Here is a 13,883-nt window from a genome sequence, read left to right as displayed (position 1 = left end):
ACGGCGTTCTTGCTTTTCGGCATCGGGGTCTTTCGACCAAGCTGCCGGGAGGGGATCCATGGAACAGCCAAGCGGACACGCCGAGAATGCCGACCAGATCGCCTATTGGAACGGCCCGAGCGGACAGCGCTGGGCCGATCGCCATGCGGCGCAGGAGAATTTGCTGGGGCCGATCGCCGATGTCCTGATCGACCGCGCCAAGCCGAAGCCGGGCGAGCGCGTCATCGACGTCGGCTGCGGCTCCGGCGCGACGACGTTCGCGTTCGCGAAGGCTGTCGCGCCTGATGGCTTCGCGCTCGGCCTCGACGTCTCCGACCCGATGCTGTCGCAGGCGCGCGCGTTTGCGCCGAAAGGCCTGCCGCTCGATTTCGTGCTGGCGGATGCGACGGTCCATCCGTTCGAGCCGGCGAGCTTTGACCTGCTGGCGTCGCGCTTCGGCGTCATGTTCTTCGCCGACCCCATTGCGTCCTTCACCAACCTCCGCCGCGCGCTGAAGCCGACCGGACGGCTCGCCTTTGCCTGCTGGCGCGAGCCGAAGGAAAACCCGTGGATGATGGCGCCGCTGATGGCGGTCTACAAACATGTCCCGAAGATGCCGCCGGTCGGGCCGGAAGAGCCGGGCCCGTTCGCCTTTGCATCGGAAGAGCGCGTGATGCGCATCCTGAAGGGAGCCGGTTTCGTGGACGTGGCGATGCAGTCGCACAATCTCGCAATGGATGTCGCCATCGGCGGCGGGCTTGACGCCGCCGTCGAGGGCGCGCTCCAGATCGGCCCCGCCAGCCGCGCGCTGCAAGGCCATCCGCCGGAGACCTATGCGGCCGCAAAAGCCTCGATCCGCGAGATGCTCGCGCCGTTCATGAAGGGACAGAGCGTGGCGCTCCAGGGCGCGATCTGGATCGTGACGGCGAAGGCGGCGTAGGCGGCGCTCTATCCACCGTCGTTGCGAGCGTAGCGAAGCAATCCAGAATGCGTCCTCGGAGACAGTCTGGATTGCTTCGTCGCTTTGCTCCTCGCAATGACGACGTGGATGGGCCTGTGAGTCCTACACCACATCATCCGGCGCCAGCGCGCAGCCATTGTCGGGATGCGTCTCGATCTGGAGCGTGGTGTGGCCGATGCGGAAGGACGCCCTCAGCATCTGCGCCGTCTCCATCAGGAATGCATCGCCGGCCCCGGTGGGCATGACGAGATGGCAGGTCAGTGCCGTCTCGGTGGTCGAGATCGGCCAGACGTGGAGATCGTGGATTCCCGAGACGCCGGGCCGCTCCAGCAGAAAGATCCTGATCGCGGCGATGTCGGTGCCCCTGGGCGCCGCCGCCATCGACATATCGATGGAGCCGCGCAGCAGGCTGGTGGTGCTCCAGAGGATGGTGGCGCAGATGACGAGGCTGGTGACGGGGTCGAGCCAGAGCCAGCCGGTCCAGATGATCAGCGCCGCCGAGACCACGACGCCGAGCGAGACCGCGGCATCGGCCGCCATGTGCAGATAGGCGCCTTCGATGTTGATGTCGTCCTTGCGTCCGCGCGCGAACAGCATGGCGGTAAAACCGTTGATGAGGATGCCGATGCCGGCGACCACCATCACGGTGACGCCTGCGACCGGCTCCGGCTCGCGCAGCCGCAAGATCGCCTCCCAGCCGATCGCCCCTGTTGCGACCAGCAGGAACACTGCATTTGCCAGCGCCGCCAGGATGGTGGAGGCACGAAAACCGTAGGTGAAGCGGCCGCTCGGCGCGCGCCTTGCCGCGATCGACGCGCACCAGGCCACGACCAGGCCGAGCACGTCACTGAGGTTATGGCCGGCATCGGCGAGGAGGGCGGTGGAGTTGCCGATATAGCCGTAGATCGCCTCGGCCACGACCAGCGCGGTGTTGAGCGAAATGCCGATCGCGAATGCCGTGCCGAAATTGGCGGGCGCATGGACATGCGCGTGGCCGGGAGCGTGGTCATGCCCGTGATCATGCCCGTGCCCGGCATGATCATGGTGGTGATGACCGTGATGGTCGTGGCTGCCCAAATCTAGCGCTCCCCGGACGCCGCCAAATCAGCCGCCATTGTAGGCGTTTCGGCAGCCCCGTCACGCCGGAACAGCGCATAGAGCGCCGGCAGCACCAGCAGCGTCAGCACGGTCGAGGAGATGATGCCGCCGATCACCACGGTCGCCAGCGGACGCTGCACCTCGGCGCCTGCGCCGGTGGCGAGCGCCATCGGCACGAAGCCGAGGGAGGCGACCAGGGCGGTCATCAGCACCGGGCGCAGCCGCGTCAGCGCACCTTCGCGCACGGCTTCTGCGATCGGCCGCCCTTCGCTGCGCAGTCGCTCGATGAAGGCGATGATGACGAGGCCATTGAGTACGGCGACGCCCGACAGCGCGATGAAGCCGACGCCGGCGCTGATCGATAAGGGAATACCGCGCAGCAGCAGCGCGGCAACGCCGCCGGTCAGGGCCAGCGGCACGCCGGAGAACACGAGCGCTGCATCCGCCGCCGATCCCATGCCCATGAACAGTAGCAGGAACACCAGCAACAGTGCCACCGGCACCACGATCGTCAGTCGCTTGGTCGCCGACACCAGCTGCTCGAACTGGCCGCCCCAGCCGATCCAATAGCCCGGCGGCAGCTTGACCTTCTCGGCGACGGCGGTTTCCGCCTCGCTCACGAAGGAACCGAGATCGCGCGCGCGGACATTGGCGGTGACGACGATGCGCCGCTTGCCGTTCTCGCGACTGATCTGGTTCGGGCCGGGCGTCGCATCGACGGTCGCGACCGACGACAGCGGGACATAGCGCATCTGGGCAAGGGGAGAGGCGGTCAGCGCTGTTCGAACGGCGGGGCCGCTTGCTGCTTCCTCGCTCGGCGGCAGCGGGATCGGGATGGCCCGGATCGCGTCGAGATTGCCGCGCAGGTGCTCGGGCAGGCGCACGACGATGTCGAAACGGCGATCGCCCTCGAACAGCTTGCCTGCCGACTTGCCGCCGACAGCGATCTCGACGATGCCCTGCACCTCACCGATGCTGAGCCCGTAGCGGGCGAGCGCCTGGCGGTCGAGCCGGACGGTGAGGATCGGCAGGCCCGAGACCTGCTCGATCTTGACGTCGCTGGCGCCGCGGATGCTGCGGATTGCGGCCTCGACCTGCTTTGCGGCGCCCTGGAGGATGTCGAGGTCGTCGCCGAAGACCTTGATGCCGACGTCGCTGCGCACGCCGGAGATCAGCTCGTTGACACGGAACTGGATCGGCTGGGAGATTTCATAGGCGCTGCCGGGAATGTCGTCGGCGGCGTGGTCGATGGCCTCGATCACTTCCGATTTCGGCTTGTCCGGGTCGGGCCATTCCGCGCGCGGCTTCAGCATGATGTAGCCGTCTGTTTGCGCCGGCGACATCGGGTCGGTCGCGATCTCGGCGGTGCCGATGCGGGTGAAGAATTCCTTCACCTCGGGAATCTCCTTGATGCGCTTTTCCAGCGCCTTTTGCAGATCCAGCGATTGCGTGAGGCTGGTGCCGGGAATCCGGATCGAGGCCAGTGCGACGTCGCCTTCGTCCAGGCTCGGGATGAACTCGCCGCCCATGCGCGCGGCGGCAATGCCGCTTGCGACCACGATGATGGCGGCCATGACGGTGACCGCGACCCGATTGTCGATCGCGAGGCGGAGCAGGGGGAGATAGATGCGCTTCGCCACCCGCATGAACAGGTTTTCGTGCTCGGACACCTTGCCGGTGACGAAGATGGCAACCGCCGCCGGCACGAAGGTGATGGAGAATAGCACCGCGGCGCCCAGTGCCATCAGCACGGTCAGCGCCATCGGCGTGAACATCTTGCCCTCGACGCCGGTCAGCGTCAGCACGGGCAGGTAGACAACCGCGATGATCAGCGTTCCGAACAGGCTCGGCTTGATGACCTCGCGCGACCCGCGCAGGATCGCGCGCAGCCGTTCGGGGGTGGAGAGCAGCCCCCCTTTCTGGCGCTGCGCCTCGGCCAGCATGCGCAGGCAGTTCTCGACGATGATAACGGCGCCGTCGACGATGATGCCGAAATCGATCGCACCCAGGCTCATCAGGTTCGCGCTGACTTTTGTTTCGACCATGCCGGTGATCGTCATGGCCATGGACAGGGGAATGACGCAGGCCACCACGAGCGCGGCGCGGATGTTTCCGAGGATCAGGAACAGCACGGCCACGACCAGGGCCGCACCTTCGAGGAGGTTGTTTTTGACCGTGCGGATGGTGGCCTCGACCAGATGGGTGCGGTCGTAGACGGTCCGCGTCATGACGCCGTCGGGCAGCGATTTGGCGATCTCGTCGAGACGGGCTGCGACGCGGCGCGCCACGCTGCGGCTGTTCTCGCCGATCAGCAGCATGGCGGTGCCGAGCACGGTTTCCTCGCCGTCGCGCGTCGCCGCTCCAGTGCGCAGGTCGCGGCCTTCCGTGACGGTGGCGACATCCCTGATCCTGACGGGATTGCCGCCCCGCGAGCCGATCACGATGTCCTGGATCTCGCCGATGTTGCCGACCTGGCCGGGGGAGCGCACGAGATACTGCTCACCGTTGCGCTCGATATAGCCCGCGCCGACATTGGCGTTGTTGGCGGCGAGCGCCGTCATGACGTCGCGAAAGCCAAGCCGGTAAGCCATCAGCTTGCCGGGGTCCGGCAGCACGTGGAACTGCCGCTCGAAGCCGCCGATGGTGTTGACCTCGATCACTCCGGGCACGTTGCGAAGCTGCGGCCGGATGATCCAGTCCTGCACGGTGCGGAGGTCGGTCAGCGAATAGTCGTGACCGCCTTGCGTCTTCGCGCCCGCCTTTGCCTCGACGGTGTACATGAAGATTTCGCCTAAGCCGGTCGAGACCGGGCCCATCGCGACCTCGACGCCCGCCGGAAGCTGGTCCTTCACCTGCTGGATGCGTTCGCCCACGAGCTGGCGGGCAAAATAGATGTCGGTGCCGTCCTTGAAGACGACCGTGACCTGGCTTAGGCCGTAGCGCGACAGCGAGCGGGTGTAATCGAGCTTCGGCAGGCCGCCCATCGCGGTCTCGACGGGGAAGGTGATGCGCTGCTCGGTTTCGAGTGGCGAGTAGCCGGGCGCGCGGGTGTTGATCTGGACCTGGACGTTGGTGATGTCGGGGACGGCGTCGATCGGCAGGCGCTGGAAATTCCACGCTCCGAACGCGACGGCGCCGAGCGCGAGCAGGAGGACCAGCCAGCGCTGCTGAAGCGAGACGGCGATGAGACGCTCAATCATGCTCGGCCTCGCCCTTGCCCATTTCCGCCTTCACGACAAAACTGTTCTCCGCGACGTAGTGCTCGCCGGCCGAAAGACCCGCCTTGATCTCGACATGGCGCGGATCGGAATCCCCGAGCTCCACGGGGCGCGCCTCGATCTTGTCGCCGTCCTCGCGGACGAACACGATGGTCCTGTTCTCCAGCGTCTGGATCGCACTTCGGCGTACGGCGACAGCGACGTTGCGCGCGGCGAGGATCAGCCGCGCCGTGACGAACAGGCCAGGACGCAGGCGCCCGTCCGGATTTGGCAGCACCACGCGGGCGAGCGCGGTCTGGGTCTCGCTGCTGCCGATCGGCGCCATGTAGGAGATCGTGCCCTTGATCTCGCCGCGGCCGTCGTCGGGATCGATCAGCACCTCGTCATTGAGACGAACGCGCCGGAGGTCCTGCCGGTAAATGGAGAGGTCGACCCAGATGGTGGAGAGGTCGGCGACCACGAAGGCCGGCTTCTGCTCGGAGGCGTATTCGCCGAGCGAGATCTGCCGCTCGATGATGGTGCCTGCGATCGGCGCCTTCAGCTCGTAGACGGTGAGGCTCTGGTTGCTCTCGATCGCGGCGAGCAGGTCGTCCTTGCCGACCCTGTCGCCGATGCGCTTCTGGATCGATTTGGCGACCCCCGGAAAGCGCGGCGTCACCTGCACGACGGCTTCCTGGTTGGCGCGCAGAATGCCGTTGAAAGACAGCGTATCGGTCAGCGTCGCACTCGCAGCTTCCGCCAGCACCACGCCGGCGGCGGCCAGCTTGACGTCTGAGATGCGGATGCGGTCGGCGCCGTGCTCGTCCTGCTCGACATGGTCGTTCGGCTTCTTCTGTTCGGAATGCTCGGCATGGTCGGCGGGCGCGACCCTGGCCGGCGCGAGCAGGGAATAGCCGTAGGCGCCGAGTGCTGCGGCCACGATGGCGACCAGAATGGTGGAGGATGTCTTCATCGCGCGCTCTCCCGGGCCAGCGCAAAGGGATTGCCGACGAGGCCCTCGATGGTCGCAACGCCGGCATGGAAGTTCTGCAGCGCCTCCTGCTCGCGCAGACGCGCCTGGGTGACGCTCGCCTGGGCGTCGAGCACTTCGAGCAGGGTGAAGCGGCCCTGGCCGTAGCCCTGCGCGATCGCCTCCGACGCTTCCGTGGCTTTCGGGATCGCGGTCTCGCGCAGAACGGCGAGCTCGCGCAGCGAGCCCTGGAGCGAGTCGTAGGCGCGGCCGGCGACCACGATCAGCGTGTTGCGGTTGGCCTCGCGTTCGGCCCTGGTCTTGGCCAGGCTTTCCTGCGCCGAGAGGATGTTGCCCTGGTTCTGGTCGAACACGGGAATCGGCACCGAGACGGTGAGGCGCACCGCGTCGTCATTGGTCTCGTTGAAATGGCGCCATCCCGCCGCGATGCGCACGTCGGGATAGGGCCTTAAGCGCGCCATCAACAGCTCGGCATTGCGCTGGGCATACACCGCCGTCCAGCGCACCAGCTGCGGATTGGCATCGATGGCGGCGACGACCGACTGGAACGTCGGCGTCTTTCCCGTGGTGTCGAGCCGGCCGGAGACCTCGCCGAATTTTGCTGCGGGATCCCCCATCAGCACCGCAAGCTCGCGCCGGGCGCTCGCCAGCGTCGCCTTGAAGCGTTCGCGGTCGGCCTTCACCAGGGCGGACGCAACCTCGGCGCGGCCGGTCTCGGCCGGCGAGGAGGCGCCGGCCTCGACGCGGCGGCGCAGCAGCGGCGTCAGCCGGTCGATCGCGGCGATCTGCTCGTCGAGGATCTGGATGCGCCGCTGCGCGCCGAGCACGCTGAGGAAGGCGATCGCGGTCTCCGACAGCACCTCCAGCCTGACGGCCTTGCGCTGGATCGCGGCCACCTCGATGCCGGCGGCGCCCGCGGCGATCCGCGCATCACGCTTGCCGAACAGCTCGAAGGCCTGGCTGATCTGGAGCGTGGTCTCGGCCGATCTTGTGCCGCGATAGATGCCCGATCCGAACGAATTGTCCTGCTCATAGGAGAGTTCCGGATTGAGCAGCGCGCCGGCTTGGATGCGCTGCCCGGTGGCGATGCCGACATCGCGCTCCGCCGCGGTGAGCCGCGGGCTCGCGGCCAGTGCGCGCGACAGCGCGCTCCGCATCGTAAGCGTCTGGGCGTGCGTGTGCTGCGTCAGCCAGGGGCCAACGAAAATCGCCATCGCGCAGGCAAGGCGCGCGGCAGTCCGTCTGCAAGACATGAAGGTGACCTGTGAACAATCGTATCGTGGGCGCATGGGCGCCCGGCTGATCAGTTCAGGTCAGATGTTTGGGGGGCGGAGAGTCGGTGTCAGGCACGACGCCTGCAAGCACAGTCAGACGAGGCGGATTTGACGCGGCCACCAAGTCCGACATTGCGCCAGACAGCAGCAGTTGTGCGAAGACCACCGAGAAACAGCCATGACAGTGATGGGCTGCCAGCGTCTTGCTATCCGTATCTCCGGAATCGGGTCCCGGCGACACGGCGATTTCCAGCTGGCCGAACGGATTGGTCACGTCCAGGCATTGGCACGTATGCAACACGCCCGACAGCAGATAGCTGATTGCGAGACACGCAGCCAACAGCCCGCGCCAGTTGCGCAGGCGAAACAATCTGATCGGGCGGCGGATCGCAGTCACGAAGTCACTCTGGTTACGTCCGGGTTCGTAGCATGGCGACCGGAATAGTGTCGACCCGCAATAATGTTACGTGTGGGGAACTGAACGTCGCACCCGCGTGTATCCATGCGATTGCAAGCAGCGACGTCGGTTCATCGCCATCGTTGCGGTCCCATGGTAAGACAGAAGCGACGAGAGGGAGCTCGGAATGCCGGAAGAGTCTTGCTGCTCGCACGATGCGTGCTGTAGGGAAGCCGCCAAGCCCCGTGTGGAGGACGTCGCCGCGTCAGGCTGCGCCGACTGCTGCTCGGCGGGCGTTCCGGTCTTCGACGGGCTCGATCCGCGATACAAGCGTGTGCTGTGGACCGTCATCGCCATCAACGCGACGATGTTCGTGAGTGAAATGGCGGCGGGCCATTTGGCCGGCTCCCAGGCTCTCAAGGCCGACGCTCTCGACTTCCTCGCCGACACGGTCACCTACGGCCTGAGCCTTTCGGTGATCGGCGCGAGCATCAAGACGCGTGCCACCGCCGCGTTGTTCAAGGGGTTGTCGCTCAGCGCCATGGCAGCCTGGGTGTTCGGATCGACGGTCTACCAGACCCTGGTCCTGGGGCTCCCGCGTGCGGAGCTGATGGGAGCGATGAGCCTGGCCGCGCTGGCAGCGAACCTGACCTCGGTTCTCCTGCTCGCGCGCTACAAGGACGGCGACGCCAACGTGCGGTCGGTATGGCTCTGCTCGCGCAATGACGCGATCGGCAACGTCATCGTGATGGTCGCTGCCATTGGCGTATTTGGAACCGCGACGGCATGGCCCGATCTGGCGGTCGCCGGCGTGATGGCAGGAATCTTCCTCACCTCATCACTGCAAATCTTGCGGCAAGCGTGGGCGGAGTATCGCGGCGGGCAAGCTGCCGTGACTGCCTGAGGGGAGATGCAATCGAGATACGAAAAGGCCCCAGCCCGGGGCTGACCGGCTGAGGCCTCTTGTGCTCACGATCTTCATCCTTGGGACTTGAACAGACAATCCGCATCCTGCCGGTTCGTTCCCGCCGGCTGGGAAAATTAGGAACGTTCGTCCGCCGACCTCATTAGCGCCCCGGAGCATTTGAGGAGGATGGGACTATGAACGGACTGATCTATCTGATCGGCTTGATCGTCGTGATCATGGCGATCCTGTCGTTCTTCGGCCTGCGTTGAGAACGGCAATGGAAACACTCGTACAGGAGAACACGATGGAAGCTGGCGTAGCGGCTGCCGAGGACCGCCGCACCATTCAATGGAGCTCGGTGTTCGCAGGCGCTTTCGCCGCCGGCGCGATGTCGTTCATCCTGGTCGGCTTCGGCGTCGCCATCGGCCTCGGTGTCAGTTCGGCCTCGCCGACATGGCGTGATGCGTCCGTCGCGTTGGCGCTGCTGTCCGGGCTGTACCTGATCATCCAGGCGGTGATCAGTTTCGGCTTTGGCGGTTATATCGCCGGCCGGACCGCGCGACCTGCGCCTGCGCTGGCCACGATCCAGGACCACGCTGAGCGGCGGGACGGGCTTCACGGGCTGACGTCCTGGGCCCTGGCCGTGCTGATCGGCGCGACGCTGCTGGCGATCATCGGTGCTGCCGCGATCGACCGTTCGCCGTTGCGCAGCTCGTCCGGGAATGCGACTTCCGCCGAGCCGCTGTTGAGCTATGAGCTCGACAAGCTGTTCCGCGCGCCGCGGCGGCCTCCCGCCGACATGCGGGAAGCCCGAGCCGAAGCCGGACGCATCCTGATGACGTCATCGAGCCATAGTGGCGTCGCGCTTGATGATCGCAATTATCTCGTGCAGCAGGTCACCTGACCGGACTGGCGGCCGCCGATTCCGAGCGTCGGGTCGACGCCCTGATCGCGGACGCGCGGACTGCGATCAACCGCGCACGGCGCAACTCGGTCATCGTCGCCTTCTCGGTGGCGGCAGCGGCCCTGATCGGAGCCGCGGTGGCCTGGGCCGCGGCGGTAGCCGGCGGGCGGCACCGCGATGGAGCGCCGCTGCCGGACTGGATGGCGAGCTCGGACCGCTTCCATCGCAGCCCTCGCGCGATGCCGGTGCCGTAGCTCTCGAGAGGGTGGCCGGGAGCAAGCCCGGCCACATCACCTCCAAGAGAGGGGCTGCGAGAGGGGCCTACGCCTTTTCTTCCCAAATCATCGCAAGGTGCACGATCGTCTGCACGGCCTTTTCCATGTCCTGCCGGCTGACCCATTCGAGCCGCGAATGAAACGCGTGCTCGCCGGCAAAGATGTTGGGGCAAGGCAGGCCCATGAAGGACAGGCGCGAGCCGTCGGTGCCGCCGCGGATCGCGGTGCGCATCGGGCGCAGGCCGGCACGGCGGATCGCCTCGATGGCGTATTCGAGGATGTGCGGGTGACGGTCGATCACCTGCTTCATGTTGCGGTACTGCTCCCTGACCTCGAACTTGTAGCTCGAGCGCGGATAGTCCTTCATCACGTCTTTGACGATGTTCTCGAGCAGGACTTCTTTCTCCTTCAGCCCTTCCTCGGTGAAGTCGCGCACGATGAAGGACAGCGTCGCCTGCTCCAGCGCGCCGTCGATGCCGATCGGATGCAGAAAGCCGTGCTTGCCTGATGTCGTCTCGGGCGAGCAGCCTTCCTTCGGCAGCCGCTCGACGATGGCGGCTGCGATCTTGATCGCGTGCTCCATCTTGCCCTTGGCGTAGCCTGGATGGGCGCTGACGCCGTTGATGGTGATGGTGGCGCCGTCAGCCGAGAAGGTCTCGTCCTCGACGCTGCCGGCGCTCTCGCCGTCCATGGTGTAGCCGAAATCGGCGCCGAGCTTCTTCAGGTCGACATTGTCGACGCCGCGGCCGATCTCCTCGTCCGGCGTGAACAGGATCTTGATGGTGCCGTGCTTCACATCGGGGTTGTTGATGAAGAAATGCGCGGCATCCATGATCTCGGCGACGCCGGCCTTGTTGTCGGCGCCCAAGAGCGTGGTGCCGTCGGTGGTGATGATGTCGTTGCCGATCTGGTTCTTCAGCGCGGGATGTTCAGTGAAGCGGATCACCTGGCTAGTATCGCCCGGCAGCGTGATATCGCCGCCGCGATAGTCCTTCACCAGCTGCGGCTTGACGTCCTTGCCGGTCACGTCGGGCGAGGTGTCCATGTGCGAGCAGAAGCAGATCACCGGCACCTTCTTGGTCGTGTTGGCCGGGATCGTTCCGTAGACGTAGCCGAAGTCGTCGAGATGCGCGTCGGCGACGCCCATGGCCTTCAGCTCGGCGGCGAGCACGCGGCCGAGGTCTTTCTGCTTCTCGGTCGAGGGCGAGGCCGGGGATTCCGGATCGGACTGGGTGTCGATGGTGACGTAGCGCAGGAAGCGTTCGGTCACGGTGTGCGAAAAGGAGAGGGAGGACATTTCTGGTCAAACCGCCGGGTCTTGGGGAAGCAAGGCTTGGGGGAGCAGGCGGTATATCAGAAAAGCGGGCCGTGATGCGGCCGGAACGATGCGGATCAGGCTTAACGAAAGGTGAGCCGTCTAGATCGCCTCTTTCAGCTCTTTGACCGGGCGGAAGGCGACCTTCTTGCTGGCCTTGATGTGGATCGCCTCGCCGGTGGTGGGGTTGCGGCCGGTGCGGGCGGCGCGCTTGCGGACCTGGAGGATGCCGAGCCCGACGATGCGGACACGGTCGCCCTTCTTGAGGTGCTTGGCGATCAGATCGACCATGTCGGTCAGGACGGCCTCGGCGTGCTTTTTCGAGAGGTCCTGGCTCTCCGCGATATCGGCGGCGAGGTGCTTGAGCGTGATGGTGGCAGGAGCGGCTGCCTTCTTCGCCGAATCCTTCTTAGCCATATCTGGCCTCCTCAATGACAGGGAAGCCCCGGAAAAGCCGGTAAAGCGTGGGGATCCCTCCAAGTCCTGGAAGGCGTAGACGATTCGGGCGCGGGCTGACTATGCCACGAGTTCCCGGCAGACGCCGGCAATGCCGCGAAAGGCATCGAGAAGTTCGGGCTAAGATTATGAAGGGATTGCCAAAATGGCGCGAGAGACGGGGCTCGAACCCGCGACCTCCGGCGTGACAGGCCGGCGCTCTAACCAACTGAGCTACTCCCGCGTGGTTCGCTGAAAGCGCGCGGAACGAGGGGGGACTTAAAGGCGGGGCTTGGTGAAGTCAAGGACGTTGCGCTTTGTCAGGACGCATCGGCTAAGCATTGCTCTGGAAAACGAAAAAGGCCGCCAGGCGGCGGCCCTGTCAGCCCGAAACAGGCGTGTCAGCGAATCTCTGACGTGCCTGCGCTGGTCACGGCCACCGGCTTGCCGGCCTTGATCACGTGGGCCGATTGGGCGGTCTGGCTGGAATCGCCGTTGGTGCGGGCTGCGATCCCGAAGCCCGCGACCAGAATACCAGCAACCAGCGCCACCACCACGATCTTCAGGTGGGTGCCGCGATCAGCCGAGTGAATTGAGTGGTTCATATGAGCCTCCCGACGGGCTTAGCCGCCGTCTATGGGCCCATGTCTTAAGGACCATCTGTTTCCGGATGGTTTCGCGGGTTCCGCAAAATGGTTTCATTAATACGCCCGCTTGGTTGCGCCGGGCTGGTGGCCGGAACGGGTCTCAGGCGGCCGCCCGGCCGATATCGCCCCGGATCGTGCGGGCCGCCCAGACGAACAGCAGGGCTCCCAGCGTGGTCGTGACCGCCGCCGAGAGCAGGGAATAGCGCACGGCGTCCGCGCCATAACTGCCCTTGAGGGCGTCGTTGACCATGCCGACCGCAAGTGGGCCGACGCCCTGGCCGAAGCAGGTGGCGGTGAGCGCGATCAGGGCTGAGGCGAGCGCCCGCATGCTCGGCTTCGCGACCGTCTGCGCGATCGCGAAGATCGGTCCGAGATGGAAGCCGACCAGGAACGAGGTCAGTGCCAGCATCGCGACCATCATCGAGAAATCCTGCGTCAGCATGCACAGCGCGAACACCGGGCCGGCCAGCCCTGAGGTGATCGCCGGGGCCCACAGCTTCCAACGGTCGTCGCGGCGGCTGATTTGCGCCACCACGAAGCCGCCGAGCAGGGTGCCGGCCATGCCGGCGAGCCCCTTGAAGGTGCCGGCATAGGTGCCGATCTCGGCGCTCGACAGATGGTGCACGCGGGCCAGGAACGGCGGGATCCAGGCCGCCGTTGCGTAGTTCGTGTAGGTGGTGAGGCAGAATCCGACCAGCACGATGATGAAGCTCTGCTGCGAGGCCAGGAAGCGCAGTGTCGGCCCGAGCGGCTCGGGGACGAAACTCTCCTGCATGGCGCCGCGCTTCGGCTCGGAGATCGTCAGCCACAGGATCAATGCGAGCACGATGCCGGGCAGGCCGGCGACATAGAACGCCATCCGCCAGCCATAGTGCTGGTTGACGTATCCGCCGATGAAATAGCCGAGGAAGACACCGAGATAGGTGCCGATGGCGTAGATGCCGAGCGCGCGCGGCCGTTCGTTCTTGGTGAAGAGATCGGCGACGATCGATTGCGAGGCGGGCGAGCCCGCGGATTCGCCGATGCCGACGCCGATGCGCGCCAGCGCCAGCGAGGTCACGCTCGAGGCCATCCCGCACAGCGCGGTCATCGCGCTCCAGAACGCGAAGGCCACGGCAACGATGTTGCGCCGGTTGAGCCGGTCGGCGACGCGCGCGATGGGAATGCCGAGCAGGGAATAGAACAGTGCGAAGCCGAAGCCTGCGAGCAGGCCCATCATGGTGTCGCTGAGCTGAAACTCCTTCTTGATCGGCTCGATCAGGACGTTGAAGATCGTGCGGTCGAGGAAGTTCAGCGCATAGATGATGGTGAGCAGGCCCAGCACGTAATAGCGCCGCGCCGGCGGCTTTGCCGCCGCAGTCGTTTGCACCGACACTTGTGACGTCACATCGACCATCGCATCCCCCCAACTTGTCTTTGTTATCGTTGCCGGTACAGCCCTTCGTGAGGCTGGTCGAGAGCGTTTTCGAGCGAAGTGGATACCGGTCCGCGTGAAGAAAACGC

General features: G+C 65.7%; 11 protein-coding genes, 1 tRNA gene and 1 pseudogene. 3 read left to right on the top strand and 10 right to left on the bottom strand.

The window, feature by feature from the left end; translation table 11 throughout:
- Positions 1-58: 58 nt before the first annotated feature.
- On the top strand, positions 59-919 hold the full coding sequence (locus ACKWRH_RS24895) for a methyltransferase domain-containing protein (protein WP_445215669.1): 861 nt from the start codon (positions 59-61) through the stop codon (positions 917-919).
- A 123-nt stretch (positions 920-1,042) separates the two neighbouring features.
- On the opposite strand, the gene ACKWRH_RS24890 is transcribed toward ACKWRH_RS24895, so the two are convergent.
- Genes ACKWRH_RS24890 through ACKWRH_RS24870 form a run of 5 tightly spaced genes read right to left on the bottom strand, consistent with a single transcriptional unit; the run spans position 1,043 to position 7,897 of the window.
- A complete protein-coding gene (locus ACKWRH_RS24890; protein ID WP_445215668.1) occupies positions 1,043-2,017 on the bottom strand; it encodes a cation diffusion facilitator family transporter in 975 nt (324 codons plus the stop codon).
- Positions 2,018-2,019: 2 nt separating this feature from the next.
- Positions 2,020-5,238 (bottom strand): efflux RND transporter permease subunit, encoded by a 3,219-nt coding sequence (locus tag ACKWRH_RS24885; protein WP_445215667.1) that lies wholly within the window; start codon positions 5,236-5,238, stop codon positions 2,020-2,022.
- Positions 5,231-6,208 (bottom strand): divalent metal ion exporter adaptor subunit IhpB, encoded by a 978-nt coding sequence (gene ihpB / locus ACKWRH_RS24880; protein WP_445215666.1) that lies wholly within the window; start codon positions 6,206-6,208, stop codon positions 5,231-5,233. Before ihpB ends, ACKWRH_RS24885 begins: the two co-directional genes overlap by 8 nt.
- Positions 6,205-7,479 (bottom strand): divalent metal ion exporter subunit IhpA, encoded by a 1,275-nt coding sequence (gene ihpA, locus ACKWRH_RS24875; protein ID WP_445215665.1) that lies wholly within the window; start codon positions 7,477-7,479, stop codon positions 6,205-6,207. Before ihpA ends, ihpB begins: the two co-directional genes overlap by 4 nt.
- A gap of 55 nt (positions 7,480-7,534) precedes the next feature.
- Entirely contained in the window at positions 7,535-7,897 is a 363-nt protein-coding gene (locus ACKWRH_RS24870) for a hypothetical protein (RefSeq protein WP_445215664.1), read from the bottom strand.
- 187 nt (positions 7,898-8,084) lie between these two features.
- Here ACKWRH_RS24870 and ACKWRH_RS24865 point away from each other — a divergent pair, with 187 nt between their 5' ends.
- The gene (locus tag ACKWRH_RS24865) at positions 8,085-8,801 is read left to right on the top strand and encodes a cation transporter (protein WP_445215663.1); all 717 of its coding nucleotides are present in this window, start codon (positions 8,085-8,087) and stop codon (positions 8,799-8,801) included.
- A 280-nt stretch (positions 8,802-9,081) separates the two neighbouring features.
- Positions 9,082-9,962, top strand: a pseudogene (locus ACKWRH_RS24860) (hypothetical protein).
- A 67-nt stretch (positions 9,963-10,029) separates the two neighbouring features.
- Here the strand turns inward: ACKWRH_RS24860 and pepT are convergent.
- The 5 genes from pepT to ACKWRH_RS24835 form a co-directional block, all read right to left on the bottom strand.
- Entirely contained in the window at positions 10,030-11,280 is a 1,251-nt protein-coding gene (pepT, locus tag ACKWRH_RS24855; protein WP_445215662.1) for a peptidase T, read from the bottom strand.
- A 120-nt stretch (positions 11,281-11,400) separates the two neighbouring features.
- The gene (locus ACKWRH_RS24850; protein WP_028149043.1) at positions 11,401-11,715 is read right to left on the bottom strand and encodes an HU family DNA-binding protein; all 315 of its coding nucleotides are present in this window, start codon (positions 11,713-11,715) and stop codon (positions 11,401-11,403) included.
- A 185-nt stretch (positions 11,716-11,900) separates the two neighbouring features.
- Positions 11,901-11,977, bottom strand: a tRNA-Asp gene (locus ACKWRH_RS24845).
- 157 nt (positions 11,978-12,134) lie between these two features.
- Positions 12,135-12,338, bottom strand: a complete 204-nt coding sequence (locus tag ACKWRH_RS24840) for a hypothetical protein (protein WP_445215661.1) — start codon at positions 12,336-12,338, stop codon at positions 12,135-12,137.
- A gap of 142 nt (positions 12,339-12,480) precedes the next feature.
- Positions 12,481-13,776: a spinster family MFS transporter gene (locus ACKWRH_RS24835; protein ID WP_445215660.1), complete on the bottom strand. Its 1,296-nt coding sequence runs from the start codon at positions 13,774-13,776 to the stop codon at positions 12,481-12,483.
- Positions 13,777-13,883: the final 107 nt, after the last annotated feature.

This window comes from Bradyrhizobium sp. Pa8, assembly GCF_052588265.1.
The sequence above is the reverse complement of the archived record's forward strand: the minus strand, read 5'-3'. Positions and strand labels throughout refer to the sequence as shown.